The organism is Pseudovibrio flavus (assembly GCF_009711345.1).
Taxonomy (GTDB): domain Bacteria; phylum Pseudomonadota; class Alphaproteobacteria; order Rhizobiales; family Stappiaceae; genus Pseudovibrio; species Pseudovibrio flavus.
Window position 1 is genome coordinate 225832 of sequence record NZ_SMMA01000061.1, and the last position, 25649, is coordinate 251480.

Annotated in this window: 27 protein-coding genes; 12 read left to right on the forward strand and 15 right to left on the reverse strand. The window is 53.0% G+C overall.

Features of this window, described 5'->3' with window-relative positions:
* Positions 1-44: 44 nt before the first annotated feature.
* From E1162_RS10205 to fabD, 6 genes are all read right to left on the reverse strand, one after another.
* Positions 45-935: a YicC/YloC family endoribonuclease gene (locus E1162_RS10205; protein WP_155130315.1), complete on the reverse strand. Its 891-nt coding sequence runs from the start codon at positions 933-935 to the stop codon at positions 45-47.
* Between the two features lie 130 nt (positions 936-1065).
* Positions 1066-2253, reverse strand: a complete 1188-nt coding sequence (gene mltG, locus E1162_RS10210; RefSeq protein WP_155130317.1) for an endolytic transglycosylase MltG — start codon at positions 2251-2253, stop codon at positions 1066-1068.
* An 80-nt stretch (positions 2254-2333) separates the two neighbouring features.
* Positions 2334-3599, reverse strand: a complete 1266-nt coding sequence (fabF, locus tag E1162_RS10215) for a beta-ketoacyl-ACP synthase II (protein ID WP_155130319.1) — start codon at positions 3597-3599, stop codon at positions 2334-2336.
* A gap of 112 nt (positions 3600-3711) precedes the next feature.
* On the reverse strand, positions 3712-3948 hold the full coding sequence (locus tag E1162_RS10220) for an acyl carrier protein (RefSeq protein WP_155130321.1): 237 nt from the start codon (positions 3946-3948) through the stop codon (positions 3712-3714).
* Between the two features lie 274 nt (positions 3949-4222).
* The gene (fabG, locus tag E1162_RS10225; protein ID WP_155130322.1) at positions 4223-4960 is read right to left on the reverse strand and encodes a 3-oxoacyl-[acyl-carrier-protein] reductase; all 738 of its coding nucleotides are present in this window, start codon (positions 4958-4960) and stop codon (positions 4223-4225) included.
* Between the two features lie 57 nt (positions 4961-5017).
* Positions 5018-5962: an ACP S-malonyltransferase gene (gene fabD / locus E1162_RS10230; protein WP_155130324.1), complete on the reverse strand. Its 945-nt coding sequence runs from the start codon at positions 5960-5962 to the stop codon at positions 5018-5020.
* A 420-nt stretch (positions 5963-6382) separates the two neighbouring features.
* Between fabD and rpsF the strand changes: the two genes are divergently transcribed.
* The 9 genes from rpsF (at position 6383) to E1162_RS10275 (ending at position 15246) form a co-directional block, all read left to right on the forward strand.
* Positions 6383-6781 carry a 30S ribosomal protein S6 gene (gene rpsF / locus E1162_RS10235; protein ID WP_155130326.1) on the forward strand — a complete coding sequence of 133 codons (399 nt, stop codon included), beginning with the start codon at positions 6383-6385 and terminating at the stop codon, positions 6779-6781.
* A 6-nt stretch (positions 6782-6787) separates the two neighbouring features.
* The gene (rpsR, locus tag E1162_RS10240; protein ID WP_155130328.1) at positions 6788-7033 is read left to right on the forward strand and encodes a 30S ribosomal protein S18; all 246 of its coding nucleotides are present in this window, start codon (positions 6788-6790) and stop codon (positions 7031-7033) included.
* 135 nt (positions 7034-7168) lie between these two features.
* Positions 7169-7768, forward strand: coding sequence for a 50S ribosomal protein L9 (gene rplI / locus E1162_RS10245; RefSeq protein WP_155130330.1), 600 nt, complete (start codon positions 7169-7171; stop codon positions 7766-7768).
* A gap of 343 nt (positions 7769-8111) precedes the next feature.
* Positions 8112-9596, forward strand: a complete 1485-nt coding sequence (locus E1162_RS10250; protein WP_155130332.1) for a replicative DNA helicase — start codon at positions 8112-8114, stop codon at positions 9594-9596.
* 121 nt (positions 9597-9717) lie between these two features.
* Complete coding sequence (gene alr / locus E1162_RS10255) at positions 9718-10875, forward strand: alanine racemase (RefSeq protein WP_257098894.1); 1158 nt, start codon at positions 9718-9720, stop codon at positions 10873-10875.
* Positions 10875-12251 carry a DNA repair protein RadA gene (gene radA / locus E1162_RS10260; protein WP_155130334.1) on the forward strand — a complete coding sequence of 459 codons (1377 nt, stop codon included), beginning with the start codon at positions 10875-10877 and terminating at the stop codon, positions 12249-12251. Before alr ends, radA begins: the two co-directional genes overlap by 1 nt.
* 102 nt (positions 12252-12353) lie before the next feature.
* Positions 12354-12974, forward strand: a complete 621-nt coding sequence (locus E1162_RS10265) for a CvpA family protein (protein WP_155130336.1) — start codon at positions 12354-12356, stop codon at positions 12972-12974.
* 50 nt (positions 12975-13024) lie between these two features.
* A complete protein-coding gene (gene purF / locus E1162_RS10270; RefSeq protein WP_155130337.1) occupies positions 13025-14497 on the forward strand; it encodes an amidophosphoribosyltransferase in 1473 nt (490 codons plus the stop codon).
* A 2-nt stretch (positions 14498-14499) separates the two neighbouring features.
* Positions 14500-15246, forward strand: coding sequence for an SDR family NAD(P)-dependent oxidoreductase (locus tag E1162_RS10275; RefSeq protein WP_155130339.1), 747 nt, complete (start codon positions 14500-14502; stop codon positions 15244-15246).
* 46 nt (positions 15247-15292) lie between these two features.
* Here E1162_RS10275 and E1162_RS10280 read toward each other — a convergent pair whose 3' ends face one another.
* The 7 genes from E1162_RS10280 to E1162_RS10310 form a co-directional block, all read right to left on the reverse strand.
* Positions 15293-15967, reverse strand: a complete 675-nt coding sequence (locus E1162_RS10280; RefSeq protein ID WP_155130341.1) for an FkbM family methyltransferase — start codon at positions 15965-15967, stop codon at positions 15293-15295.
* A gap of 111 nt (positions 15968-16078) precedes the next feature.
* Entirely contained in the window at positions 16079-16873 is a 795-nt protein-coding gene (locus tag E1162_RS10285; RefSeq protein WP_155130343.1) for an inositol monophosphatase family protein, read from the reverse strand.
* Between the two features lie 75 nt (positions 16874-16948).
* Complete coding sequence (locus E1162_RS10290; protein ID WP_155130345.1) at positions 16949-17731, reverse strand: inositol monophosphatase family protein; 783 nt, start codon at positions 17729-17731, stop codon at positions 16949-16951.
* A gap of 108 nt (positions 17732-17839) precedes the next feature.
* Positions 17840-19258 carry a ribosome biogenesis GTPase Der gene (gene der / locus E1162_RS10295; protein ID WP_371311893.1) on the reverse strand — a complete coding sequence of 473 codons (1419 nt, stop codon included), beginning with the start codon at positions 19256-19258 and terminating at the stop codon, positions 17840-17842.
* 29 nt (positions 19259-19287) lie between these two features.
* Positions 19288-20631 carry an outer membrane protein assembly factor BamB family protein gene (locus tag E1162_RS10300; RefSeq protein ID WP_371311894.1) on the reverse strand — a complete coding sequence of 448 codons (1344 nt, stop codon included), beginning with the start codon at positions 20629-20631 and terminating at the stop codon, positions 19288-19290.
* 15 nt (positions 20632-20646) lie between these two features.
* On the reverse strand, positions 20647-21297 hold the full coding sequence (locus E1162_RS10305; RefSeq protein WP_155130347.1) for a tetratricopeptide repeat protein: 651 nt from the start codon (positions 21295-21297) through the stop codon (positions 20647-20649).
* 234 nt (positions 21298-21531) lie between these two features.
* On the reverse strand, positions 21532-22110 hold the full coding sequence (locus E1162_RS10310) for an NnrU family protein (protein ID WP_155130349.1): 579 nt from the start codon (positions 22108-22110) through the stop codon (positions 21532-21534).
* A gap of 274 nt (positions 22111-22384) precedes the next feature.
* On the opposite strand from E1162_RS10310, the gene E1162_RS10315 reads away from it, so the two are divergent.
* Both E1162_RS10315 and E1162_RS10320 read left to right on the forward strand, forming a co-directional pair.
* Complete coding sequence (locus E1162_RS10315) at positions 22385-22696, forward strand: PilZ domain-containing protein (RefSeq protein WP_155130351.1); 312 nt, start codon at positions 22385-22387, stop codon at positions 22694-22696.
* 87 nt (positions 22697-22783) lie between these two features.
* A complete protein-coding gene (locus E1162_RS10320; RefSeq protein WP_155130355.1) occupies positions 22784-23119 on the forward strand; it encodes a TraR/DksA family transcriptional regulator in 336 nt (111 codons plus the stop codon).
* A 183-nt stretch (positions 23120-23302) separates the two neighbouring features.
* On the opposite strand, the gene E1162_RS10325 is transcribed toward E1162_RS10320, so the two are convergent.
* Positions 23303-23515 (reverse strand): hypothetical protein, encoded by a 213-nt coding sequence (locus E1162_RS10325; RefSeq protein WP_155130356.1) that lies wholly within the window; start codon positions 23513-23515, stop codon positions 23303-23305.
* Between the two features lie 63 nt (positions 23516-23578).
* Between E1162_RS10325 and E1162_RS10330 the strand changes: the two genes are divergently transcribed.
* A complete protein-coding gene (locus E1162_RS10330) occupies positions 23579-23971 on the forward strand; it encodes a hypothetical protein (RefSeq protein ID WP_155130358.1) in 393 nt (130 codons plus the stop codon).
* 75 nt (positions 23972-24046) lie between these two features.
* Here E1162_RS10330 and guaA read toward each other — a convergent pair whose 3' ends face one another.
* A complete protein-coding gene (gene guaA, locus E1162_RS10335) occupies positions 24047-25594 on the reverse strand; it encodes a glutamine-hydrolyzing GMP synthase (RefSeq protein ID WP_155130360.1) in 1548 nt (515 codons plus the stop codon).
* Positions 25595-25649: the final 55 nt, after the last annotated feature.

Here is a 25649-nt window from a genome sequence, read left to right on the forward strand (position 1 = left end):
AACGGGCTTAGCGCCCTCTTTTGTTCTTGCTTTAAACGTCTAAATTATTCCAGATTCTGGATTTGCTCACGCATCTGGTCGATAACGGTTTTAAGCTCAAGGCCAATCGTGGTCAGTTCCACAGAGTTTGACTTGGAGCACAGTGTGTTGGCCTCGCGGTTAAACTCCTGAGCCAAAAAGTCAAGACGTCGACCAATAGGACCGCCCGCCTGCGCCAACTCCCGCACAGCTGCAACGTGGGCAATCAAGCGGTCAATCTCTTCGCGCACGTCAGCTTTTGTTGCAAGCAAAGCAGCTTCCTGATGAAGACGCTGCTCATCGAGTTTGCTGGACGCTTCAAGAAGCTCTTCAATTTGTTTGGCCAAACGGGCACGAATGACATCTGTCTGTCGAGATGGTAACTCTTCAGCCTGTTTGGTCAAACGAGCAATTTCGTCTACCTGAGAGATCAATAGACCGCCCACAGCAGCACCTTCGGTCTGGCGCATAGCCTGTAACCCATCAACTGCATCAGACAAGCTTGCCAGAATACCTTCAGCGATGCGGGTCTTGTCTTCTTCGCTCTCCTCAGGCTCTTTTAGCTCCAACACACCCTTGTGAGCCAGAATGCCGTCAATACTTGGAGCGCTTGCGTCCGGCATGCGAGCCTTTAGAAGCTCAACAGCCTTCAAAACCTGATCCAGCGCTTCTTCATTGATAGCGAGCGTGTTATCGCCCTGCTCTCGCTGAATCTGCAGGTTTGCAGTGATATTGCCGCGCTTGAAGGCCTTGCTAAACAACGCCCGCGCTTGCACTTCCAACGCGTCAAAGCCCTGCGGCAGACGCATTCTTACATCAAGACCTTTGCCGTTTACCGAGCGCAGTTCCCATACCCAGCGGGTTTGCTTGTATTCACCCTCGCTACGGGCAAAACCTGTCATGCTGGCAAGAGCCATGGATCGATGCCTTTCTAAAGGTTCCGCACCCTTTCAGATCACGGAAAGTCGCTGACTTCTATGAGTATTAGCCAGCCTGTTGATGCGAGAAAGGGAGGGTTACCCCTCCCTTGTCATCATAGTGCCAAACCTAGTTGGACTTTGCTTTTTCTGCCTGCTTGGCACGAATTTCACGCTCGATCTTACGCCACTTGGCAACATTGTTCTGATGCTGCTTGTAGGTTTCTGCAAAAGCGTGACCACCTGTGCCATCGGCCACAAAGTAAAGGTCTTTAGTCCGTGAAGGATTTGCAACAGCTTCCAGCGCCGCTACGCCCGGGTTACCAATCGGTCCCGGAGGCAGAGCCTTGATCTGGTAGGTGTTGTAAGGGTTCTTCTGGTTAAGTTCGCTGCGGGTAATGCCAGAGCGATCCTTAAGCCATGCATCACTGCCATAGAGGCCATAAAGAATGGTCGGGTCAGACTGCAGCTTCATACCCTTGTTGAGGCGGTTTACAAATACGCCCGCAACACGATTGCGCTCGTCAGCCTTGCTGGTTTCTTTCTCAACGATAGAAGCCAGAATGACCAATTCCTCAGGACTATTAATCGGAAGATCCTGCGTTCTGCCGCGCCAAACACGCTCAAGGTTCTTACTCATAGCCGCGCCCATCTCATCCAGAATTTTCTGGCGGGTTGTGCCGCGCGTGAATGAGTAAGTCTCTGGCATCAAGCTGCCTTCAACCGGAATTGCGCTAATTTCGCCAAGCAGAACTTCGTTCTTGTTAAGGCGGTCCACGATCTGCGCACTCGTCCAACCTTCTGGGAAGGTTACGGAGTGGAACACAGCGCGGCCGGAAACGAGATCATTCATCACTTCGCGCATGGAAGAACCAGCGGCAAAAGCGTATTCACCCGCCTTCATCTTGTTCTGGTTCTTGTAAACGCGCACTGCACCTTCAAACACGAAGGTATTGTCGATCACACCGGCGTCAATCAACCGGTCAGAGATCGTTGCAAGGGAAGATCCGTTTGGAATGACAACCGTCGCTTCTTGCTTCAAAGGTCCTGGCTCTTCAAAGCGAGCCTTACCCCAATAAAGGGCACCCCCTGCAGCAAGGGCAGCAAGAACTGTGATTGTAAGGAAGAAATTGATAACGAGAACAATAGGATTGCGCGCATGGCGCGAACGCTTTGGCGGCGGAGGAGCCTGCTCAGGCTGAATGGCCTGACTAGGGCTTTTAGGATTGATCCGCGACTTGCCAATTACATTGGATGCTTCGGTTTCACTAGTGTTGCCACTAGGCGAATTATCCTCGGAACCAGATGATTGGGTCATATCCATTCCTAAAAAAAAGTAAGCCAGAGGCCGCGGCAGCGACTTCTGGCCTCTAAAAAAATCAAAGGATCAGCTCGGGATCAAGCTTCAACTTTTTTGAAAACGAGAGAAGCGTTGGTGCCACCAAAACCGAAGGAGTTGGAAAGAGCAACGTTGATCTCCATTTTCTTAGCCTTGTGCGGAACCAGATCAATCTCGGTTTCAACCGATGGATTGTCGAGGTTCAGCGTAGGAGGCGCGATACCGTCACGGATTGCCAGAACAGAGAAGATAGCTTCTACCGCGCCTGCTGCACCCAGAAGGTGACCAACGCTGGACTTGGTGGAAGACATAGTCAGGTTCTTGGCAGCATCGCCTGCAAGGCGAGCAACTGCACCCAGCTCGATTTCATCGCCGAGCGGAGTGGAAGTACCGTGAGCGTTTACATAGTCCACGTCAGCCATGGTCAGGCCTGCACGCTTCAGTGCAGCTTCCATGCAGCGGTAACCGCCGTCACCATCCGGAGATGGGGAAGTGATGTGGTACGCATCGCCGGAAAGGCCGTAGCCAACCACTTCAGCATAGATTTTTGCGCCGCGTGCTACAGCGTGCTCGTATTCTTCCAGAACAACGATACCTGAGCCTTCACCCATGACGAAGCCGTCACGATCCTTGTCATAAGGACGGGAAGCCTTTTCAGGTTCATCGTTGTAGCCGGTGGAAAGAGCACGGCAAGCGTTAAAGCCTGCAATACCAAGACGGCAGATTGGGGATTCAGTACCACCTGCAACCATCACGTCAGCGTCGCCATACGCAACAAGGCGAGCAGCATCACCAATGGCGTGAGCGCCGGTGGAGCATGCGGTTACTACAGAGTGGTTAGGGCCTTTCAAGCCATGACGAATGGAAACATAACCACTTGCCAGGTTGATAAGACGGCCAGGAATGAAGAACGGGCTAACGCGGCGCGGGCCCTTCTCATTAAGAAGAATAGCAGTATCAGCGATACCCTGGAAGCCACCAATGCCGGAGCCGATCAGAACGCCGGTACGGTTCTGGTCTTCGGTGCTTTCTGGTTTCCAGTTAGCATCAGCAAGAGCCTGATCAGCTGCAGCAATAGCAAAAACGATGAACTCGTCTACTTTGCGCTGCTCTTTCGGCTCCATCCAGTCATTAGGATTGAAGGTACCATCGGTGCCATCGCCAAACGGGATCTGGCAGGCAATTTTGGTCTGCAGATCATCGGTCTCGAATTTCTCAACCTTACGGGCACCACTTTCGCCCTTTAGAATCCGCTCCCAGGAGATTTCCGCCCCACAGCCCAGAGGGCTTACCATTCCAATACCGGTAACAACGACTCGACGCATTGACCTTCACTTCTGTTTTGAGCGCAAGGAACAGCGCTCTGCTTATCAGCGATCTTAAAAGGAAATCGCGGCAGATGATACCACCCACCGCGAAAAGCCATTAGCCAATAAATTAGTTGGCTTTGGATTCGATGAAGCTTACAGCGTCACCAACAGTCTGGATGGTTTCTGCTGCATCATCAGGAATCTCAACGCCGAAAGCTTCTTCAAAAGCCATAACCAGCTCAACGGTGTCCAAGCTGTCTGCGCCCAGATCGTCGATGAAGCTTGCAGATTCAGTGACCTTGTCAGCTTCCACGCCCAGGTGTTCGACAACGATCTTCTTTACCTGTTCGGCTACATTGCTCATTTTAAGTCCTCAGTTGTTTTTAAGGTGTCTGTTTCAGCCCTTTGTATAGGCCAAATCCAAAAATCTGGTCCCCTGTGACACACTCTCGCGCTTTTGAAAAGCATTATCCGCCCTCATGGCAGACAACTTCCAAAAGAAACGTATGTTTCGTGCCACAAAAGCCCGAATTCTAATTCTGAACGGCGCTCCTATCACACTTTACAAGTTTTGACCAGCGCGCCGTTACAGTCTGCGTAAACGCAGCGTCCATGTACCTTTTTTAAATAGGTACCTATCAGATCATTGCCATGCCGCCGTTAACGTGCAGTGTCTGGCCGGTCACATAACCACCCTCGTCACTTGCAAGGTACACAGCAGCTGCAGCAATGTCTTCAACAGAACCGAGACGACCGGCCGGTACGGAGGTAAGGATCGATTCGCGCTGTTTGTCGTTCAGCTCGTCAGTCATCGCGGTGGCAATGAAGCCCGGCGCAATGGTGTTGACGGTGATGTTGCGGCTTGCAACTTCGCGAGCCAGAGACTTGGACATGCCGATCATGCCAGCCTTAGCTGCGGAGTAGTTCACCTGACCTGGGTTACCGGTCACACCCACAACAGAAGTGATACCGATGATGCGGCCAGAACGACGCTTCATCATGCCCTTGATCGCTGCGCGGCACAGACGGAAGGTAGAAGACAGGTTCACTTCCAGAACGCTATCCCACTCGTCGTCTTTCATACGCATGAAGATGTTGTCGCGGGTAATACCAGCGTTGTTTACCAGAATGTCCAGACCGCCCATTTTTTCTTCGGCAGCAGGAACAAGCGCATCAACGCTATCGCGGTCAGAAAGGTTTGCAGCCTGAATGAATACGCGATCACCAAGAGAAGCAGCCAGCTCTTCAAGCTTTGCTTCGCGGGTACCGGAAAGGGTTACAACAGCGCCCTGTGCGTGCAGTGCGCGGGCAATACCTTCGCCAATACCGCCGGTAGCGCCGGTTACAAGCGCGCGCTTATTCGTTAAATCAAACATGCCGTATCTCCTCGGCTAAAATCTTGAAAATGAGTTCTTGTAGTCAGCGTTCGGCCATTAGCCGTTCAAGCGAGCAACAAGAGCATCAATATCTTCGGCAGTGTTGATCGCAACACCTTCTGCGCCAGCAGCAATACGTTTCACCATGCCGGTGAGCACTTTGCCTGTGCCGACTTCCACAAATGTGGTTACGCCGTTTTCAGCCATCCACTGAACGGATTCGCGCCAGCGAACAGTGCCTGTAACCTGCTCGACCAAGCGAGCGCGGATTTCGGCAGGGTCTGTGATAGGAGCAGCCAGAACGTTAGCAACCAGCGGCACCTTTGGTGCGTTGATTTCTACGTTTGCAAGAGCCTCAGCCATCACGTCTGCAGCAGGTGCCATCAGTGCGCAATGGAACGGAGCAGATACTGGCAGCAGAACAGCGCGGCGTGCGCCTTTGCTTTTTGCGATCTCACAAGCACGCTCAACAGCTGCTTTATGGCCGGATACAACAACCTGACCAGGAGCGTTATCGTTTGCAGCCTGACAGACTTCACCCTGTGCAGCCTCTTCAGCGATTTCCTTAGCCTGCTCGAAGTCCAGACCCAGAAGAGCTGCCATAGCGCCCTCACCGACTGGAACAGCCTTCTGCATAGCATCACCACGAGTGCGCAGCAGACGGGCAGCGTCGGAAATGGAAAGGCTACCGGCAGCAGCGAGCGCGGAGTACTCACCCAAAGAGTGACCTGCCACGAAAGAAACTGCAGATTTCAGATCAACGCCTTTTGCTTCCAGCACGCGCAAGGTTGCAAGGCTAACCGCCATAAGCGCTGGCTGGGCGTTGGACGTAAGGGTCAGCTCGTCGGCTGGACCTTCCCACATAATCTTAGAGAGCGCCTGCCCCAGAGCGGCGTCTACTTCGTCGAATACGGCTTTCGCTTCAGGAAAGGTATCAGCAAGGTTCTTGCCCATACCAACGGCCTGACTTCCCTGACCAGGGAATGTGAAGGCTATAGTCATTGCTTTCATGCTCCATTCTAAATGAAACTGTTTTTGTTATATGGAGGCCTTTAGCCGGTACTGCCGCAGAGAAGCCCGTACCCGCCACCTTGAAAACCCTAGGGTTTCTCAAGAAACGGTCTGCCAATAAAAGCGGACAAGACCCCCAAGCCCCCTTTCTGTCAAGGCTGAGGGGTAAAAAAACGGCTTTTTGAACAGAAGCTCTTGTATTGTGGGCCGGTTTATATATAAAGCCATCCCGTTACCGGTGTCTGGCCGGGGGCTGAACGGAAGATAGCGTTTTACGCTAAGGAATCGAAAGATATCCGCCTTCCCGTGTCCCCGCTCTCGAAGATATCTTCTCGCCTTTCACTTCAAAACGAAGGCTCGAAGGGGCTTTGCGCCGAGACCGGTTAACCAGAAAGCAGAAAGGCTAAACAGATGGCGCTCTATGAGCACGTGATCCTGGCTCGCCAGGACATTTCTACCCAGCAGGTTGAAGCCCTCGTCGAACAGTTCAAAGCTGTAATCGAAGCTGGCGAAGGTAAGGTTGGTAAAGTTGAATTTTGGGGTCTGCGCACTCTCGCATACCGCGTCAACAAAAACCGCAAAGCACACTACGTTCTGATGAACCTTGACGCTCCACACGCAGCAGTAGCTGAAATGGAACGTCTTGAAGGCCTGAACGAAGACATTCTGCGCGTTATGACCGTTCGTGTTGAAGAACTCGACGAAGAACAGTCTGTAATGATGCAGAAGCGTGATCGTGACGACCGTCGTCGTGGTGACCGTCCGACTGGCCCACGTGGTCCACGTCGCAACGAAGCAGCAGCGGAGTAATCGAAAATGACTGAAGCATCTTCCGGCGCACGTCGCCCATTCTTCCGTCGTCGCAAGACCTGCCCTTTCTCTGGCGCGAATGCTCCAAAGATCGACTACAAGGACATCCGTCTTCTGCAGCGTTACATTTCTGAACGCGGCAAGATCGTTCCTTCCCGTATTACTGCGGTTTCTGCGAAAAAGCAGCGTGAACTCGCTCGTGCAATTAAGCGCGCTCGTTTCCTCGGCCTGCTTCCATTCGTAATCAAGTAAGATTACTTGGAACTTAGTGCGGGGCTTGCCCCGCACTTTTTCCCTGCGCTCAGCAGGGCCCCGGTTGATGTCGGCGGGGTACACCGTCATCTAACTGCGATTTGATCGCAGGACAGCTATCAAAGGAATATCCCAATGGACATTATTCTTCTTGAACGCGTAGCTAAGCTCGGCCAGATGGGCGACACCGTTCGCGTACGCGACGGTTATGCACGTAACTACCTTCTGCCACAGGGCAAAGCTCTTCGCGCAAACAAAGCTAACCTGGCTCGCTTCGAAAACGAACGCGCTCAGCTGGAAGCTCGTAACCTTGAGCGTAAGGCAGAAGCTGAAGCAGTAGCTGAAAAGCTCAACGGCAAATCCATCATCGTTATCCGCGCTGCTGGTGAAACCGGTCAGCTTTACGGTTCCGTTGCTACCCGCGATATCGCAACTCAGCTTGGTGAAGGCGTTGTTGACGGCGACAAGTTCGACGTTGTTCGCTCCCAGGTTTCCCTGCGCGCACCAATCAAGACCATTGGTCTGCACGAAGTTGTAATCTCCCTGCACCCAGAAGTAGACGCAGTTATCGCAGTGAACGTTGCTCGTTCCACTGACGAAGCTAACCGTCAGGCTGCTGGTGAAGACCTCACCGTCACCGAGCAGGACGAGTTCGAATTCGAAGAAGACCTGGAAGACGAAGCTGAAGGCGAAGAAGCTGAAGTTTCTGAAGAGGAAGCAGAAGAGCAGGAATAAGCATCAGCTTATCCTTGCGTGCTCCTTGCACCAAGTTAAGAGGCGGGCCTCGTTTTTCGAGGCTCGCTTTTTTTCTCCCCCCTCAAGATTCTCAGTACCCTCCCAAAGAGAACAATAAGAAAAAACGCTGGCTAAGCGCTTGTTTCATATACGTCCGCAAATCCTTCAACTATGAAATACTAGTGAGGCTCGCACGTATCACGCGCTCGCCTTGTCAATTGGCAACCCATGATTTTCCCCGCTGATCTTAAACTGTTAAAGAACTGTATTTATGTCTCGAGGGGTGTCTTCCCTCACCTTTCGCAAAAGAGTAACCAAGATGGCGAGCGGCGAGAGGATTAGGATGCAAGGCAAACTTCACAAGGTCGAAACAGCAGCAGAAAACGCGCGCGTTGTTCCACACAACGCAGAGGCAGAGCGTCAGTTGCTGGGTGCGATTCTAGTCAACAACGAAACCTACTATCGTGTTTCCGAGTTTCTGGAACCTCTCCACTTTTTCCTGCAGCCCCACAAAGAAATTTACGAGAAGTGCGCCGCGCTCATCAAAGCAGGCAAGATCGCTTCTCCTATCACCGTAAAAACCTTCTTCCCTGCTGACGAGAAGATCGCGGACCTTAGCGCAACGCAGTACCTCCTGCGCCTTGCAGCTGACGCGGCCTCTATCATCAACGCGGAAGACTACGGCCAGACCATTTACGACCTTGCGCAGCGCCGCTCGCTGATCCGCATTGGTGAGGATATCGTCAACACCGCATTCGACGCGCCAATTGACAAAACGCCGAACCATCAGATCGACGATGCCGAGCGCGCCCTGTTCGAACTGGCCGAGACCGGCCGCTCAGACGGTGGTTTTCAGGATTTTGGCTCTGCGCTGACTCAGACCATCGAAATGGCGGCAGCGGCTTTCCAGCGTGAAGGCTCCCTTTCCGGTATCTCTACCGGCCTGCGTGATCTGGACCGCCTGATGGGTGGTCTGCAGCAGTCTGACTTGATCGTTCTGGCAGGTCGTCCGGCGATGGGTAAAACCTCGCTCGTGACCAACATTGCCTATAACGTTGCTCAGGCATTTCAGGCAGAAGAACAGCCAGACGGCTCTATGAAAACCGTCAATGGCGGCGTTGTAGGCTTCTTCTCTCTCGAAATGAGCGCCGAGCAGCTCGCAACTCGTATCATTTCCGAGCAGACCGAGATTTCTTCCTCCAAGATTCGCCGCGGCGATATCAACGAGGCAGACTTTGAAAAACTCGTGGCTGCGACCCAGCACATGCAGCATGTGCCACTACACGTGGATCAGACCGGTGGTATCTCCATCGCCTCTCTCGTCTCCAAGGCACGCCGCCTGAAGAGACAAAAGGGTCTCGACCTTATCGTAGTGGACTATATCCAGCTCCTTACCGGTTCCTCCAAGAACTCCGGTAACCGCGTGCAGGAAATTACCGAAATCACCACCGGCCTCAAAGCGCTGGCAAAAGAACTGAACACGCCGATTATCGCGTTGTCCCAGCTCTCCCGTCAGGTTGAAAACCGTGACGACAAGCGCCCTCAGATGTCTGACCTTCGTGAATCGGGCTCCATCGAGCAGGACGCGGACGTCATCCTCTTCGTTTACCGCGAAGAGTACTATATGGGCAAAAAAGAGCCGCCGGAAGGTACACCAGAATACGAAACGTGGAACACGGAAATGGAGCGCGTACGCGGCAAGGCCGAAGTTATCATCGGTAAGCAGCGTCACGGCCCTACCGGTATCGTGGAACTACAGTTCCAGGGCGAATTCACCCGCTTCTCCGACTTGATGGATGAAACACATCTCAGCGGACACCACATGTAAGTTGCAGATTTCTCTGTACATATTAAGCCCGGCCCACAGCGCAATCTGAGGTCGGGCTTTTTGTTGGCACCGATACACATTAAACTAACGCTAAGTTCTACTAGATTTGCGGGTTATTCCCTTGGTTGAAAAGCTGCTTTCCGCGCCTGCCTTTTGCGGCGCTAAACTAACCATCCACCTCGACCGTGTATGCGCCAACTGGCGCAAACTGGCAGATATGACCGCGCCAAAGGCTCGCTGCGCCGCTGTAGTAAAAGCAGATGCCTACGGCACCGGAGCAGCGATCACCGCAAAAGCGCTCTACGATGCTGGCGCCCGCACATTCTTCACTGCAATTCCAAGCGAGGGCATCACTGTTCGTGAAGTCTGTCCGGATGCAGAAATCTATATTCTGGGCGGGCTGTTCCATGGCCGCGCTGGCACCTATGAACTGCATGGCCTGCGCCCTGTCCTCAATTCCTTGGAAGAAATTGAGGAGTGGCGCCTATTCAACCTTGGCCGCGAGACCGCGCTACCTGCCGCCATTCACATCGACACTGGTATGAACCGCCTTGGCCTCACACTGGATGAAGCCGAAGAGCTGGGTACGAAGCGCTTTGAGGATGTTAAGCCGTTCCTCTCCCTACTGATGACCCACCTTTCCTGCGCGGATGAGCCAACCCATCCGCTCAATGCGCTGCAGCTTGAGCGCTTTAAGAAAATGCGTGGTTTCTTTCCGGGTGTTCCAGCCTCTATGGCCAATTCGGCTGGCGTGTTCCTTGGCGAAGAGTACCACATGGATATTGCTCGTCCGGGCATCGCTGTTTACGGCGGCAACCCGATTCCAGAGCGCGAAAACCCGATGCAGGCTGTTGCCAGCATCCATGCAGAGGTTGTTCAGGTTCGCTGGGTAGAGGAAGGCCACGGCATCGGCTATAGCGCCAGCTTAACCGCAACAAAGCGCAGCCGCATTGCAGTTATCAGCGCGGGTTACGCAGACGGTCTTCATCGTCTGGCGGGCTCCAGCGATGAAAAAGACGGCGCTCATTTCTTCGTGGGTGGTCACTTCGTTCCCCTTGCAGGCCGCGTATCTATGGACCTCATCGCCCTCGACGTTACCCACGTACCGGAGGACCTTGTGCGCCGTGGCACCCTCGTAGAAGTGCTTGGAGACAATGTTCTCGTGGATGACCTTGCAAAACATGCCCATACCATTTCCTATGAGCTTTTGACTGGGTTAGGCAGACGCTATCACCGCGTTTATAGCGACGGCTCTAACCAACCAGAAGCAATGGCATAATGGCAAAGCGCTCTATCTCTTTCGTCTGTCAAAGCTGCGGAGCAATCACGCCTAAATGGGCGGGTCGCTGCGAATCGTGCGGCGAATGGAATTCAATTCAAGAAGAGCGCCCAGCATCCGGCGTTGGTGGTGGCCCAGCTGCCGCTCGCTCTGCCAAAGGTAGAGTTTTCCCTTTGGTCGGCCTTTCGGGTGAAAGTAAGGAAGCCCCACGCATCGTTACCGGTGTACAGGAGCTGGACCGGGTAACCGGCGGCGGCTTTGTAAAGGGCTCGGCTATTCTGGTGGGCGGCGATCCGGGAATCGGCAAGTCCACTCTTCTCATTCAGGCAAGTGCGGTGCTGGCCAATCAAGGCCACAAGATCGTTTACATCTCAGGTGAGGAAGCCGTTGATCAGGTACGCCTGCGCTCTGAGCGTTTGGGCCTTTCCGCTTCTCCTGTCGCTCTTGCAGCTGAAACCAGCGTTGAAGATATCATCGCAACACTGCAATCAGAAAAAAACCCGGCGCTTGTCATCATCGATTCCATTCAGACACTCTGGACAGAGCAGGCTGATTCTCCTCCTGGCACTGTTACACAGGTGCGCGCATCGGCTCAGGCGCTCGTTCGCTATGCCAAAAAGTCCGGCTGCACTGTTGTTATCGTCGGTCACGTTACCAAGGATGGACAGATCGCAGGCCCGCGCGTTGTAGAGCATATGGTCGATGCCGTTCTCTACTTCGAGGGCGATGGCGCACACCAGTACCGCATCCTGCGCGGCGTGAAAAACCGCTTCGGCGCAACGGATGAAATCGGCGTTTTTGAAATGACCGATATGGGTCTGAAAGAAGTCGCCAACCCGTCCAGCCTGTTTTTGGGTGAGCGAAACGCCAACACACCGGGTGCAGCCGTTTTTGCAGGACTTGAAGGCACCCGCCCGCTTCTGGTGGAAATTCAGGCACTTGTTGCCCCGTCTTCACTCGGCACACCACGCCGCGCGGTGATCGGCTGGGATACAGCACGCCTTTCCATGATCTTGGCTGTGCTGGAAGCGCGCTGCGGCGTGAAGTTCTCGCAGCACGATGTTTATCTCAACGTTGCAGGCGGTCTACGTATTAACGAACCGGCAGCGGACTTGGCCGTTGCGGCAGCGCTGATATCCTCTCTGAGCGGGGTTGCCCTGCCAATGGATTGTGTTTATTTCGGCGAAGTGAGTCTATCGGGCGGCGTTCGCCCTGTTGCTCAGGCCAATTCTCGGTTAAAAGAGGCTCGCAAACTTGGCTTTGGTCAAGCGGTTATTTCCGGGGCCAACCAGAAGGACGCAAACAACGGTCTGGACAAAGTCCGTGGCCTTGATGAACTGGGCGAACTGGTTGCCACCGTCGCCTCCGGTTCCTAGGAAAGCCTAGGCTTTCCCTCGTGTATGCGTGTACTGTAAAAATTGGATCTTTGGCCTTGAATTTAAGGTAGGGCCGACAAACATAAGGGGCTGTGTCGATCTATGCCGATCACACTACTTGACGGTATTTTGCTCGTCATCATGTTCATCTCGGCAATACTCGCGATGATTCGCGGCTTTGTGCGCGAGGTGCTATCCATTGTATCGTGGTTTGCAGCAGCGTTTGCAGCCTATTCTTTTTACGGAAATCTGACACCGTTTGTTTCAGAGTATATTTCGAGTGCTACCATTGCCACGGCCGTTTCCGTGGCAATCATATTTATGGTGACACTCCTGATTGTCAGTTACATCACGATGCGGATTTCGGATTTTGTTCTTGATAGCCGTATCGGCGCGCTGGATCGCTCTTTGGGGTTCGTATTTGGCGCAGCACGCGGTTTTCTGCTTGTCGTTGTTGCCCTGCTCTTCTTTGACTGGTTTGTACCAGAGCAGCAGCAGCCGCAGTGGGTGCTTAATGCCAAGTCCCGACACTTCCTGTCCAGCACTGGCAGCGCGCTTATTGCAGCTCTTCCGGAAGATCCGGGTAAGGCGATCCTGCAGCAAATTCGTAGCAACGAACAACAGTTGGGCGCCAATGGCGATGCCCAGTCTGATGCCCCGAACTATTCCGCAGCGGAAAGACGGAGCCTTGATCAATTGAGCGAATCTGGCACCGGCAACTGATGACTAGACCAACATCTGCCGGAAGACCCAAGAACAACAAGGAGAACGCCATGAGCGGCGTAAACAACGAAACCTTGGACCTTGATCTGGATGGGGACACCCTACACGAAGAATGCGGTGTATTCGGCATTCTCGGTCATGAAGATGCAGCAGCCCTGACAGCCCTGGGCCTGCACGCTCTCCAGCATCGTGGTCAGGAAGCCGCTGGTATCGTTACCTTTGACGGTCAGCAGTTCCGCTCCGAGCGTCATTTGGGTCTTGTTGGTGATCACTTCACCAAGAAAGAAACCATGCAGCAGCTGCGCGGTGCGTACGCTGTAGGCCACGTTCGTTACTCCACAACGGGCGAGCCGGCTCTGCGCAACGTACAGCCTCTGTTTGCCGAGCTTGATGGCGGCGGCATCGCAGTTTGTCACAACGGCAACTTCACCAATGCTATGACGCTGCGCCGTCAGCTCATCAAAGACGGTGCGATCTGTCAGTCCACATCGGATTCCGAAGTTGTTCTGCAGCTCGTAGCACGCAGCCGCAAAACAAAGATCGTTGACCGTTTTGTTGATGCAATCAGCCAGATGGAAGGCGCTTACGCTCTTGTAGCGCTGACCAAGAAAAAGCTGATCGGCGCACGTGATCCTAACGGCATCCGTCCGCTGGTACTGGGCGACCTTAACGGAGCTCCGATCTTCGCTTCCGAAACCTGTGCACTGGACATCATCGGTGCAAAGTTCATTCGTGAAGTGGAAAACGGCGAAGTGGTTGTTTGTACTCCAAGCGGTATCGAAAGCTTCTTCCCGTTTGGCAAGCGCCCTGCACGCCCTTGTATCTTTGAATACATCTACTTCTCTCGCCCAGATTCCGTACTGGATGGCCGCTCTGTCTATGACGTGCGTAAATCTTTCGGCAGCATTCTGGCACGTGAAACCCACGTTGAAGCAGATGTTGTTGTACCGGTTCCAGATTCCGGCGTTCCAGCAGCTCTTGGTTATGCAAGAGAAAGCGGTATTCCGTTTGAGCTGGGCATCATCCGCAACCACTACGTAGGCCGTACCTTTATTGAGCCGACACAGCAGATCCGAACCTTGGGCGTTAAACTCAAGCACTCTGCAAACCGTGCGCAGATTGAAGGCAAACGCGTTGTTCTAGTGGATGACAGCTTGGTGCGTGGTACCACTTCGCTCAAGATCGTTCAGATGATCCGCGAAGCAGGTGCAAAAGAAGTTCACTTCCGTCTGGCCAGCCCGCCTATCCGCTTCTCCGACTATTACGGCATTGATACGCCTGTTCGCGAGAAGCTTCTGGCCGCGAAATACGACCTTGAGGGAATGCGCAAATACATCGGCGCGGACTCCCTTGCGTTCCTCTCCATCGACGGTGTCTATCAGGCGATGGGCTTTGAGGGCCGCGATAACGAGAACCCGCAGTTCACGGATCATTGCTTCACCGGCGATTATCCAACACCACTGACGGATCTCGACAATGACGACGACAATCCTAAAGAGCCTCGTCTCGTAGAAGTTGGGTAACAATGACAGAAAAGACCTTTGAGGGTCGTGTAGCAGTTGTCACGGGCGCGTCCCGTGGCATCGGTTATTACACGGCGAAGGCGCTTGCTGCTAAGGGCGCGCATATCATCGCTGTAGCTCGCACAGTCGGCGGACTGGAAGAGCTGGACGACGAGATTCAAAAGGCTGGGGGATCAGCAACGCTGGTGCCATTTGATCTCAAAGACTTCGACGCAATCGACCGTCTTGGCGCTGCAATTTACGAGCGCTGGAAAAAGCTTGATATCCTCATTGGTAACGCTGGCATTCTTGGCCCGACATCGCCAATTGGTCATGTGGAACCAAAGAAGTTTGATGAGGTTATCGCGGTAAACGTTACTGCAAATTATCGCCTTATCCGTTCTCTGGATCCGCTCCTGCGCCAGTCTGATGCTGGCCGTGCAGTGTTCCTGTCTTCCGGCGCTGCACACAAGTGCAAGGCTTACTGGGGTCCATACTCCATTTCCAAGGCCGCACTAGAAGCAATGGTCCGCACCTACGTAAACGAGACCCGTAAAACCAATGTGAAATCCATGCTGGTGAACCCGGGCCCTCTGCGCACCGCAATGCGTGCACGCGCAATGCCGGGTGAAGATCCGCAGACACTTGCTCATCCTGACACTTTGGTCGAGCCGCTCCTGCGTTTTGCCGCTGCAAACAGCGAATACAACGGACAGCTCTACGACCACCCAAGCGGAGAAGTCCGCGACTTTGTTCAGGTCTCAAGCTAATAAAAAAGCCCCGCTCTCAGGCGGGGCTTTTTCAATTTGGAGAGATCTAACAATTTCTCTGCCAGTTTTCCCATACAAATTCATAGTTCCAAGTACACCGGTGGGTTCTACCGAGACACTGCTGAATGCTAGAGCGCAGTTTATGCGCACCTTCAATAAACTCGTGAAACTGTATTTGGAGATGGTCTATTGAGGGGACGATCTCATCCTGAATGAGCTGCGGTAGCAATGAATACTCTCCACCCTCAATATTTATTTTCATCAATGCAATCTTCGGACTACCGAGCTCTTCATACACTGAGGATATAGAGCGTACTCTTACTTTCTCTGCATCCCCGCCCTTGGAAGAGCTTACTACGGAAGACCCATCTCCCTCGTCTGAAAGATCAAACTCTCCATCAGCATCTGAAAGACCATAGTTGAAACAAACTATATTTGGATTTTCCTCAAAGCGTTTTTCGCACAGATCATAGAACGCCTTACTAGGTTCAAAAACATAGACTTTGCAGCCATACCTTTCATAAATTGCCGATGCAAAATCTCCATGATATCCGCCAATGTCAAACACCACAGAATCTTTGCTCAAGTCGTAATCTAACCTTAACGTTACGTCGCCGCGATCTTTTTTCCAACGTCTATGGGCAACTAAAAATGGGTCTTTAAGTACATAGATCTTATAGTATTTCGCAATTCTAAGTTTTGTTTTTTCTAGAAAACCCATCGTTTATCATCTCTCGTTTATAGCAACAGCAAAAGTTATAAAATAAAGGATGCACGCCTGCTGCTGAAACATTATTTCAAGTCTCTCCCCCAGGCGGGGCTTTTTCTTTTATTATTCGTCAACGTAGGCGCTGGCGCTAATGCCTTCCACCACATCGTAGACCCCGCTTGCGCAGGCGGCGATGCGGTAGCCGCTCTCCAGCATCTCATCCATATCTACAGGGTTTGTACGCCCGCCCGCTTCCTCGATAGCTAGACGGCCAGCAAGACAGTCCCAAGGCTGCAAATTGCCCTCCACGAAGCCTAGAAGGCGACCTGAAGCCACATAGCACAGGGACAGACCGCCTGAAGCATTGCGGAAGAACACACCTTTGTTCTCCAAAATACCCTGCACCGCATTTACCATCTGCATGTAAGGGCGCTTACGGGTAAAGCCAATGCCGATAGCGCCGCCCGTTAGATCCGTAGCAGTCGATGCCTTGATCTGTTCGCCATTGAGAAATGCGCCCTGCCCTTTGTAAGCGGTAAAGCACTCTTCGCGGCATGGCTCGAAGGTAACGCCGAATAGGGTATCGCCGTCTTTCACGCAGGCAATGATCACACACCACTGCGGAATACCGGAGACGAAGTTTGCTGTACCATCAATCGGGTCAATCACCCAAAGGTAACCGGAGGTGCCATCCTCACGGCCCCGCTCCTCACCCAGAATACCGTCTTCTGGGTAGGCTTTGGCGATTGCCTCACGCACGAGATCTTCTGTCTCGCGGTCAGCTTTCGACACCAGATCGTGATGCCCCTTGGATTCAATCTGAAGCTGATCGAAGTTCTCGAAATAGCCCTTTGCAAAGGCACCGGCCTTCTTGGCAAGCTCAATTGCAAAGTCAAAGCGGGGATCGTGCGTACTCATAATAAACCTTAGGGTCTTGGGAGTTGTCCGGCCAAGGCCGAACGGGAAGGAATGTCCTTCCCTTCTACCAGAGATTTACCTGTAGGTCTTGTCCGTGAGAGCCTTGATCTCCTGATAAACATTCGGGCCACCAACGACGATCTTTGCGCCTTGGTAAATGCCTTCCTGCCAGTCTACAGGGTCATGCAATGCACCCGCTTCTGCTGCGATGATAAGCCCAGCAAAACAGTCCCAAGCGTTCATGTGCTCTTCAACGTAACCAATCAGACGGCCTGAGGCCGCATAAGCCAGCATGAGGCCACCGGAAGCGTTGCGGAAAAACACGCCGCCAGCATCCAAAATACCGCTCACGGTTTCCTTCACGCCGTCTTTGCGGGCGCGCGCATTGAAGCCAAGACCGATAGAACCTCTGGAGAGGCTGTCGCTGCTGCTTGCGTGAATGGCTTTGCCATTAAGCACAGCACCAAAGCCAACATGCGCCGCAAAGCATTCATCCGCGCATGGGTCGTAGATAACGCCGAACTCTTTGTGGCCGTCCTTCACGCAGGCAATGATCACACACCACTGCGGAATACCGGCAACAAAGTTAGCGGTGCCATCAATCGGGTCGATAATCCAAGTGTAGCCGCTTGTGCCTTCGACTGGATCGTACTCCTCACCAACAATGCCGTCATCGGGATATTCAAGAGCGATACCCTCGCGAACGAGAATTTCGGTATCTTTATCGGCTTCGGACACCATATCCTGGTGGCCTTTGCTCTCAACGGTCAGTGTTTCAATTTTGCGGAAGTACTCAAGGGCATACGCACCCGCGCGTCTAGCCAGGTCAATGGCAAAGACATAACGATCTTGGCTCATAGTGTCCTTCAATTCGAAAAGCAGAGCAGAAAAGAAAAGGGCTGGCACCCCGTAAGGAGAGCCAGCCCTATGCAACCTATAGTGACGTGCGCGTCACAGCAAGTACTTCTAGCGCTTTTTCTTTTTCGCGTAAGGGTTTTCACCCTTTCTATAGGACAACCGGATCGGCGTACCTTGAATATCAAAGCGCTCACGCAAACCATTGACCAGATAGCGAGTATAGCTTTCTGCAAGGCTTTCCGGACGAGACGAGAACACCACGAAGTGTGGCGGACGGGTCTTCGGCTGGGTCATGAAGCGCAGACGTACGCGGCGGCCGGCAACTGCTGGCGGCGGATGGTGAATAATCACACCCTCAAGCCAACGGTTAAGCGCAGAAGTGCTAACGCGCTTGTTCCACATGGAGTAAGAACGAAGAGCCGCTTCCATAAGGCGGTTGAGGCCCTGACCGGTCTGACCGGACATGGTCACAATCTCTACACCACGGATCTGGTTCAGGTAACGATCCTGACAATCCTTGATGTGCGCCCAAGCAGCTTCGCGATCCTCAATGAGGTCCCACTTGTTGAGTGCGATTACAAGCGCACGGCCCTCACGAGCACAAAGCTCGATGATCTGAAGGTCCTGCTTTTCAAAAGAGATCGTTGCATCAAGAGTAACAACAACCACTTCCGCAAATTTGATAGCGCGAAGAGCATCAGCAACAGAAAGCTTTTCCAGCTTTTCCTGAACGCGTGCTTTTCTGCGGATACCAGCGGTGTCAAACACCTTGACGTGACGATCCTGCCATACCCATTCAACGGAGATGGAGTCGCGAGTAATACCCGCTTCAGGACCAGTCAGCAGACGGTCTTCACCAAGCATCTTGTTGATCAAAGTGGACTTGCCCGCATTTGGACGTCCAACAATGGCAACACGCAGCGGGCGCTCTTTGGTGCCCACTTCTTCTTCGTCTTCTTCACCGTCTTCAATATCGATGTCGGTGACAGCTTCATCAGCAAACAGCGCTGCGTTCTTTGCCAGCTCGTCGATCTCGTCAACGTAAGGTACGAGAGCAGAATAAAGCTCGGACATACCCTCGCCGTGCTCGGCAGAAAGCGGAATAGGCTCACCGAAACCAAGACCGAAAGACTCGTAGAGGCCATCCATACCGGCGCGGCCTTCTGCCTTGTTGGCACAAAGAACCACAGGGGTATCGTGACGGCGCAGCATGTTTGCAAAGTGCTCGTCCATTGGCATTACGCCAGCGCGTGCATCAATCACAAAAAGGCACACATCCGCATCACGAATGGCTTCTTCGGTCTGGGCGCGCATGCGCCCTTCAAGGGTGGAAGCTTCTGCTTCTTCTAGGCCGGCCGTATCAACAATTGTAAACCGCAGATCACCCAGACGCGCATCACCGGACCGACGGTCACGGGTAACGCCTGGCATATCGTCCACAAGCGCAAGGCGCTTGCCTACGAGGCGGTTGAACAACGTTGACTTGCCGACATTTGGTCTGCCAATGATGGCGACAGTCGCAGTCACGCGAATTCTCCTAGGTTGATCGAGCTGCCTTAGTTATAGGCAGCAACCGATCCATCGCTCGTCAGCACAATCATACGGCCACCGGCCACGATTGGGGTAACGAATACTTCTTCAGACAGTTTCTTCTGGGCCACAATTGCACCGGTCTTGGCATCAACCTGCACAAAACCACCGGTGTTGGAAACAGCCACAAGCTTGCCATTTACAAGCAAAGGACCAGCCCAGTTCGTCTGCTTCTTTGAAACATCCGGAAGGCGTGTTGTCCAGATCGTCTTGCCAGTCTTGCTATCCAAAGCATGAAGATTGTCATCAAGGCCGATCATAAACAACGATTTACCAGAAACAACAGGCGTATGGGTGCTGCCGATATCGGCTTCCCAGATACGCTCGCCCTGATTCAGGCTTGAAGCAACCGTGCGTCCGGACAGGGATGTAGCATAAACCACGCTTCCGTCAATAACCGGAGAGGCTGCAACGTCAGAAAGTCCGGAAAGTGCACGGGTACGGAACGAACGGGAAAGCGCATCGATCCACTTCGGCTCACCGCTCTTGATATCAAGAGCCATAACTTCACCAGAAGAGAACGGCACAACAACGGTGTTACCCTTTACAGCAGCGCTTGCTGTTGCAAGAAGGCCAGCGGTTTCCGCAATACCAGCGAAGGACCAAAGCTGAGAGCCATCAGCCTGCGAGAACGCGATAACTTCGTTCTCCTGTGTGACAACCACAACCACGCCAGCAGCTGCTGTTGGTGCACCGCGTACAGGAACGTCAAGATCAGCAGTCCAGATCACTGAACCGGCTTTATCAAGTGCAATCACCTGACGGTATGCGGTCGATACGAAGATCTTTCCGCCATCAAGTGCAACACCGCCGCCGATACCAACGCCTTTTTCCTCTTCAGGACGCAAGGAACGTTTAAATGCCTGACCGCCTGCGGTGGTCAAAGCCACCAACTCGCCGTCCTGCTTGTAAACGTAAATGCGCTGGCCATCAGAAACCGGACGAGCCGCAGTACGCGGAGGCGAAGAGGTGAAGTTCATAAACCCACCGCCCTGCACTTTACCGATAGACTTTTTCCAAGCCTGCGCACCGGAAACGTTTACAGCAATGTTGCCCGGATCGTTGCTTGCAGGGCCTGCTGGCTGTGGCCAGACAGAACCGCCGCTTGCCGCGCCGATGCTTGCGGTCTGGCCCGGCTTGCTAGCCTTGCCAACCTCTGTTTCATAGAGCGGAAGGCGGTCGCCTTCCAGATATTCTTCTTTCGACCCGAACGGGTTCATGCCCGAAAGAGCGGAGCAGCCGGACAAGGTGCCAGCAAGAACCACCGTTCCAAGAATAATCTGCCAGGACGGCCCCTTTTTCTCTACCACTGATGAGTTTCCTCTTTAGCCTTGTGTGCCCGCAATCAAATCAAGGAAGACGCGTGCGCGACCAGCAAAATCGCCAGGTGCACCTGCATCGTTTACAATCTCGTCAAAACGCGCTTTTGCCTGATCAAGGTTACCTGCCTGATATTCAGCAGTACCCAGAACTTCCAGAGCTGCAAAGCGCCATGGATTACCCGCCATAGCAAGGCCTTCTACCTTGCCCTTAGCGCCATCCAGATCTCCAGCATCAAGAAGCAGATAGGCAGTACGTACGTCAGCCAAACCCTTGTAGAGCGGCTTTACAGAACTGTCTGCAGAAACTTCTTCAAGCATTGTTACGGCTTCGGTGTTCTTGCCCTGTGCAGCAAGCTCGGAAGCATTGCGCATTTTTGCAAGCATCGGATAGCCACCAAGCTTGTCTTCCAACTGGGAGAACACAGCCTGAGCGCCGGTGAAGTCACCTGCCTGAGACAGCTCCAAACCTTCAAGGAAGGTCTGCCCTGCTTCCATGGAGCGCTGATCCTGCCAATATTCGTAGCCACGGTAACCGGCGGTGCCTACAACAATCAGACCGGCGACAACGTACACAAACGGTGCAAAGCGCTTCCATAGTCGCGAATACTGTTCTTTTCTTACGTCTTCATCGACTTCGCTAAAAATGTCAGACATGAGCTTAAGCTTTTCCCGCAGCCAGAATATCGACGCGCCGATCTATGAAGGCCCTTTAATGCAGCAAGCAGGTCACACTTCACAGCGGCGCAGTCCAACAGCCCCTCATTCATTCCATTGATGGCGAATTTAGGGCCAAACACTTTAAACATGCATGCAAGCGCCACTGGGCGTACCCAGTGGCCACATACAAATTTCATTACCTAAACTGAAAACAGCAGGTTTGGCAAAAGGTCAACCGGAGAGCGGCACACCGACCAGAATTCCGTGAAGTTTCCACACGAAGAGACCATAAAGCAGCAAACCGAAGACAATTGCGAGCACATCGTTGCGCAGAACCTGAGAAGGAATCTCTGGAATCTTGTAGGTCACCGGACGCCCTTTGGCGCGAATACGCAGGAAGACGGCCCAAAGAAGGAAACTGCCAAACAACAGCACCGATTGAGGCTCGCCATTAGTCAAAAGATGCGAGAACGCCCAGATCTTGATCGAAAGAATCATTGGGTGTTTTACGATGCGCTTGATGTTGCCCTGAAAGTAAGCCGCCATAAGCAGCGGGAACACAGGCACCATGAGCAGCATTACCAAATGTCGCGTCCAGTATGGCGGTACATAGAGCGGTGCATAGTCCTCGTACCGGGCCTGATCGTAACCGTAGATGATCAAAGTCAGCCCGACCAAAGACACAATCGAGAACACGATCTTATAAATATTTTCAGTGAAACGTTCTTCCAGCGCCCGCTGTAAACCACCAAACGACGGAATCATATGGATACCCAGCATTGCTGCCAGACCCAAAACAAGCAGTTCCATTCTCCCCCCTTGTAGAATGCTCTGATTTTTCTTGAGTTTTTAAGTTCGGATCCCACCCCGCACAAAAAAGCTCATAGCCGCCCTAATTCCTTGGGCTCCCCCTAAAATCAAAATAACAACTAATAGGTGAGAATAAGCAGGAGAACACCAACCGTCCACTCCCCTTTAGTCAGATCGCGCTTATCCCTCTAGATTAATTAATTATTTTCAAAATATACTGGAATCATACTGGTAAGAATCTGTTTTCAAGATCATCAAGCGGACACCACACCCCATGACTGACAGCATTGAACAGGGCGACGGCAGCGAACGCCGCATTGCACTTCGACGACGAACTTTAAAAGAAGGTCGCATTGTTTTTGGAGACCTCCACAACAAAACGATCAGCTGCACGATCCGCGACATGTCCGATACCGGTGCCAGAATTCAGGTGGAGTCCACGCAAGATATCCCGGAGAGTTTCTATCTCTACATCGTTCAAAGCCGCCAAAGAGCCGTTGTGGAAGTGCGTTGGAGAACAATGACATCCATGGGCGTGGAATTCTTCGAGCCACTCAAAGACATACCGCGGGCAATGAAAATTTGACGCGTTCCCCTTCCTGACACACACTGGTTGCCTGTCTTTCGATAGCTCCTACGTTCGCGTCGCTATGGAAAGAGAAAGGGGCAGCCGATGGATCACAGCGCAATTGAAGCGGACCTGAAACGCCGCAAGAAGGAACTTGAAGAACTCTCCGAGATTTCGAAGGATGCCCGTTCCACGGTTACGCTCGACCAACAGTCCGTCGGTCGCTTGTCGCGTATGGACGCGCTGCAACAGCAGGCTATGGCCGAGGCCAACGAGCGACAGCGCCTTCTTCAAATTCAGCGCATCGAGAGCGCCCTTACCCGCCTTGCTGAAGACGAATACGGCTACTGCCTTGATTGCGGTGACGATATTGCCGAGGAGCGCCTACAGGTCGATCCAGCAGCACTTTACTGCTTTATCTGCGCCTCTTCGCATCAATGACTACTTAATTGACGCGGGACTACATTTGGGAAATTGAACCGACCATAAGTTTACGAAAATCTAACGATTAGTAACCCCACCGCCCGTCGTTGCTTCGGGCAATGCGTTGGATTTGAGTACATGGTGTCAGTGTTCGGCCGGTTTGCGCGTGTACTTGCGCCTCGGCCAGTTCCCATAGATCGGCTAATCGCCCCGCAGGTTAAAAGAGGCGATCTCTATCGCCTTCTCTACGGTTACGCCGCCGATAAACGCCTTCGCACATTTCTGGATATCGGCGCCTCTTCTGGCAATGGCAGTACTGCCGCCTTTGTAAAAGCCATAAGAAAGCGCAGGGACAAAAAATCCGTTCGGCTCTTTTGCCTTGAAATAAGCAAGGTCCGCTTCGCTTTCCTGCAAGAAAAGTACTCGCTTGACCGCTTTGTTAGGTCCTATTGCCTGCCCTCGATACCGAAGGGAACAATGCTCAGCGAAGAGGAAGTCATCAGCTTCTACCGCACACAGCCATCAAACTTGAATACAGCAACGCTGGAAAATGTTCTCCAGCGCTACAACGACGCCAAACAGAACTATGAGCAGTGCCCGAATGTGAGCGGCATCAACTTCATCAAAGACCACAACAATCTGAACGGGTTTGATATGGCGTTTCTGGACGGCTGCGATTTTACAGGGCGCGGCGAACTTGAGCAGGTTTGGGGCGCGAAGGTTATCGCCCTCAATGGAACTGAAAGCATTCGCGCAATGGATATTCATCAGCGCCTCATGGATAGCCGCTTTTATAAGCTGTGCGCCTATGACCCAACCTTGGGCGATGGCTACGCTATCTACGAGCACCGCAGGTTCAATGCCCACTAGGCCGCTATAGGCAGCACAAAAAAAGCCGCCCGGACAGTGCTGGGCGGCTTAATTACATTCAGTCAGACTGAGTGATTATTCCCACTCAATGGTTCCTGGAGGCTTGGAAGTCACATCATAAACGACGCGGTTGATACCACGTACTTCGTTGATGATGCGGGTCGCAGCGCGGGACAGGAACTCCATATCGTAGTGATAGAAGTCAGCGGTCATACCATCTACGGAGGTTACAGCGCGCAGCGCACAAACGTATTCGTAAGTGCGGCCATCGCCCATAACGCCAACGGTCTGAACCGGCAGAAGCACAGCAAATGCCTGCCAGATCGCATCGTAGAGGCCAGCCTTGCGGATTTCATCCAGATAGATGGCATCTGCTTCACGCAGAATGTCCAGCTTCTCACGGGTGATACCGCCCGGACAACGGATCGCAAGACCCGGACCAGGGAACGGATGGCGACCAATGAAGCTGTCAGGCAAACCAAGTTCACGGCCAAGGGCGCGTACTTCGTCTTTGAACAGCTCACGCAGAGGCTCAACCAGCTGCATGTTCATGCGCTCTGGCAGGCCACCAACGTTGTGGTGAGATTTGATGGTCACGGAAGGGCCGCCGGTGAAGGAGACACTTTCGATCACGTCAGGATACAAGGTACCCTGTGCAAGGAAATCAGCACCGCCAAGTTTGTTGGCTTCCTGTTCAAACACTTCGATGAACAGGCGACCAATGGTCTTGCGCTTAACTTCCGGATCGGTTTCACCTTCCAGCTGGCCGATGAACAGATCAGCAGCATCAACGTGTACCAGCGGGATGTTGTAGTGATCGCGGAACATGGTCACAACCTGTTCGCTTTCACCTTTACGCATCAAACCGTGGTCAACGTAGATACAGGTCAGCTGGTCGCCAATCGCTTCGTGGATCAGAACCGCAGCTACAGAGCTGTCTACACCGCCGGAAAGACCACAGATTACGCGGCCTTCGCCAACCTGCTTACGGATAGCGTCAATCGCCTGCTGGCGATATTCAGCCATTGTCCAGTCGCCGGAACAACCTGCAATCTTGTGGGTGAAGTTTTCGATGAGCTTAGCGCCATCTGGGGTGTGCACCACTTCAGGGTGGAACTGCACAGCGTAGAACTGACGATCTACGTCTGCAATTGCCGCAAAAGGTGCGCCTTCAGAGGTCGCAACAACTTCAAAGCCGTCAGGCAGTTTGTTCACACGGTCGCCGTGGCTCATCCAAACCTGATGCTTGGTGCCCTCTTCCCAGATACCATCGAAAAGAGGAACGGATTTTTGAACGGTCACGAAAGCACGACCGAATTCGCGGTGGTCGGAGCTTTCAACCATGCCGCCGAGCTGGGCGCAAATGGTCTGCTGGCCGTAACAGATGCCGAGAATTGGAATTCCGGCATCGAAAATGATCTGGGGTGCACGCGGGCTCCCCATCTCTGTCGTGGAAGCCGGACCGCCGGACAGGATCACTGCTTTAGGATTCATCTCCTTGAAAGCAGCTTCTGCGGACTGGAACGGGACGATCTCGGAGTATACGCCGGACTCACGCACGCGACGTGCGATGAGCTGGGTCACCTGAGATCCAAAATCAATAATGAGGACGCGGTCTGTCATGGAGCGCTTTTACTGCGAAGCCCCGCATTTTTGAACCATTTTTATTGGGCTTCCC

Coding starts and splice junctions, on each gene's coding strand:
- E1162_RS10290 (WP_155130345.1), bottom strand. CDS start 17,731: ATGAGCCAAGATCGTTATGTCTTTGCCATTGACCTGGCTAGACGCGCG.
- E1162_RS10275 (WP_155130339.1), top strand. CDS start 14,500: ATGACAGAAAAGACCTTTGAGGGTCGTGTAGCAGTTGTCACGGGCGCG.
- guaA (WP_155130360.1), bottom strand. CDS start 25,594: ATGACAGACCGCGTCCTCATTATTGATTTTGGATCTCAGGTGACCCAG.
- E1162_RS10205 (WP_155130315.1), bottom strand. CDS start 935: ATGGCTCTTGCCAGCATGACAGGTTTTGCCCGTAGCGAGGGTGAATAC.
- fabD (WP_155130324.1), bottom strand. CDS start 5,962: ATGACTATAGCCTTCACATTCCCTGGTCAGGGAAGTCAGGCCGTTGGT.
- E1162_RS10310 (WP_155130349.1), bottom strand. CDS start 22,110: ATGGAACTGCTTGTTTTGGGTCTGGCAGCAATGCTGGGTATCCATATG.
- radA (WP_155130334.1), top strand. CDS start 10,875: ATGGCAAAGCGCTCTATCTCTTTCGTCTGTCAAAGCTGCGGAGCAATC.
- E1162_RS10280 (WP_155130341.1), bottom strand. CDS start 15,967: ATGGGTTTTCTAGAAAAAACAAAACTTAGAATTGCGAAATACTATAAG.
- E1162_RS10315 (WP_155130351.1), top strand. CDS start 22,385: ATGACTGACAGCATTGAACAGGGCGACGGCAGCGAACGCCGCATTGCA.
- E1162_RS10250 (WP_155130332.1), top strand. CDS start 8,112: ATGCAAGGCAAACTTCACAAGGTCGAAACAGCAGCAGAAAACGCGCGC.
- E1162_RS10220 (WP_155130321.1), bottom strand. CDS start 3,948: ATGAGCAATGTAGCCGAACAGGTAAAGAAGATCGTTGTCGAACACCTG.
- fabG (WP_155130322.1), bottom strand. CDS start 4,960: ATGTTTGATTTAACGAATAAGCGCGCGCTTGTAACCGGCGCTACCGGC.
- E1162_RS10285 (WP_155130343.1), bottom strand. CDS start 16,873: ATGAGTACGCACGATCCCCGCTTTGACTTTGCAATTGAGCTTGCCAAG.
- rpsR (WP_155130328.1), top strand. CDS start 6,788: ATGACTGAAGCATCTTCCGGCGCACGTCGCCCATTCTTCCGTCGTCGC.
- E1162_RS10305 (WP_155130347.1), bottom strand. CDS start 21,297: ATGTCTGACATTTTTAGCGAAGTCGATGAAGACGTAAGAAAAGAACAG.
- mltG (WP_155130317.1), bottom strand. CDS start 2,253: ATGACCCAATCATCTGGTTCCGAGGATAATTCGCCTAGTGGCAACACT.
- purF (WP_155130337.1), top strand. CDS start 13,025: ATGAGCGGCGTAAACAACGAAACCTTGGACCTTGATCTGGATGGGGAC.
- fabF (WP_155130319.1), bottom strand. CDS start 3,599: ATGCGTCGAGTCGTTGTTACCGGTATTGGAATGGTAAGCCCTCTGGGC.
- E1162_RS10330 (WP_155130358.1), top strand. CDS start 23,579: ATGCTCAGCGAAGAGGAAGTCATCAGCTTCTACCGCACACAGCCATCA.
- E1162_RS10265 (WP_155130336.1), top strand. CDS start 12,354: ATGCCGATCACACTACTTGACGGTATTTTGCTCGTCATCATGTTCATC.
- rpsF (WP_155130326.1), top strand. CDS start 6,383: ATGGCGCTCTATGAGCACGTGATCCTGGCTCGCCAGGACATTTCTACC.
- rplI (WP_155130330.1), top strand. CDS start 7,169: ATGGACATTATTCTTCTTGAACGCGTAGCTAAGCTCGGCCAGATGGGC.
- E1162_RS10320 (WP_155130355.1), top strand. CDS start 22,784: ATGGATCACAGCGCAATTGAAGCGGACCTGAAACGCCGCAAGAAGGAA.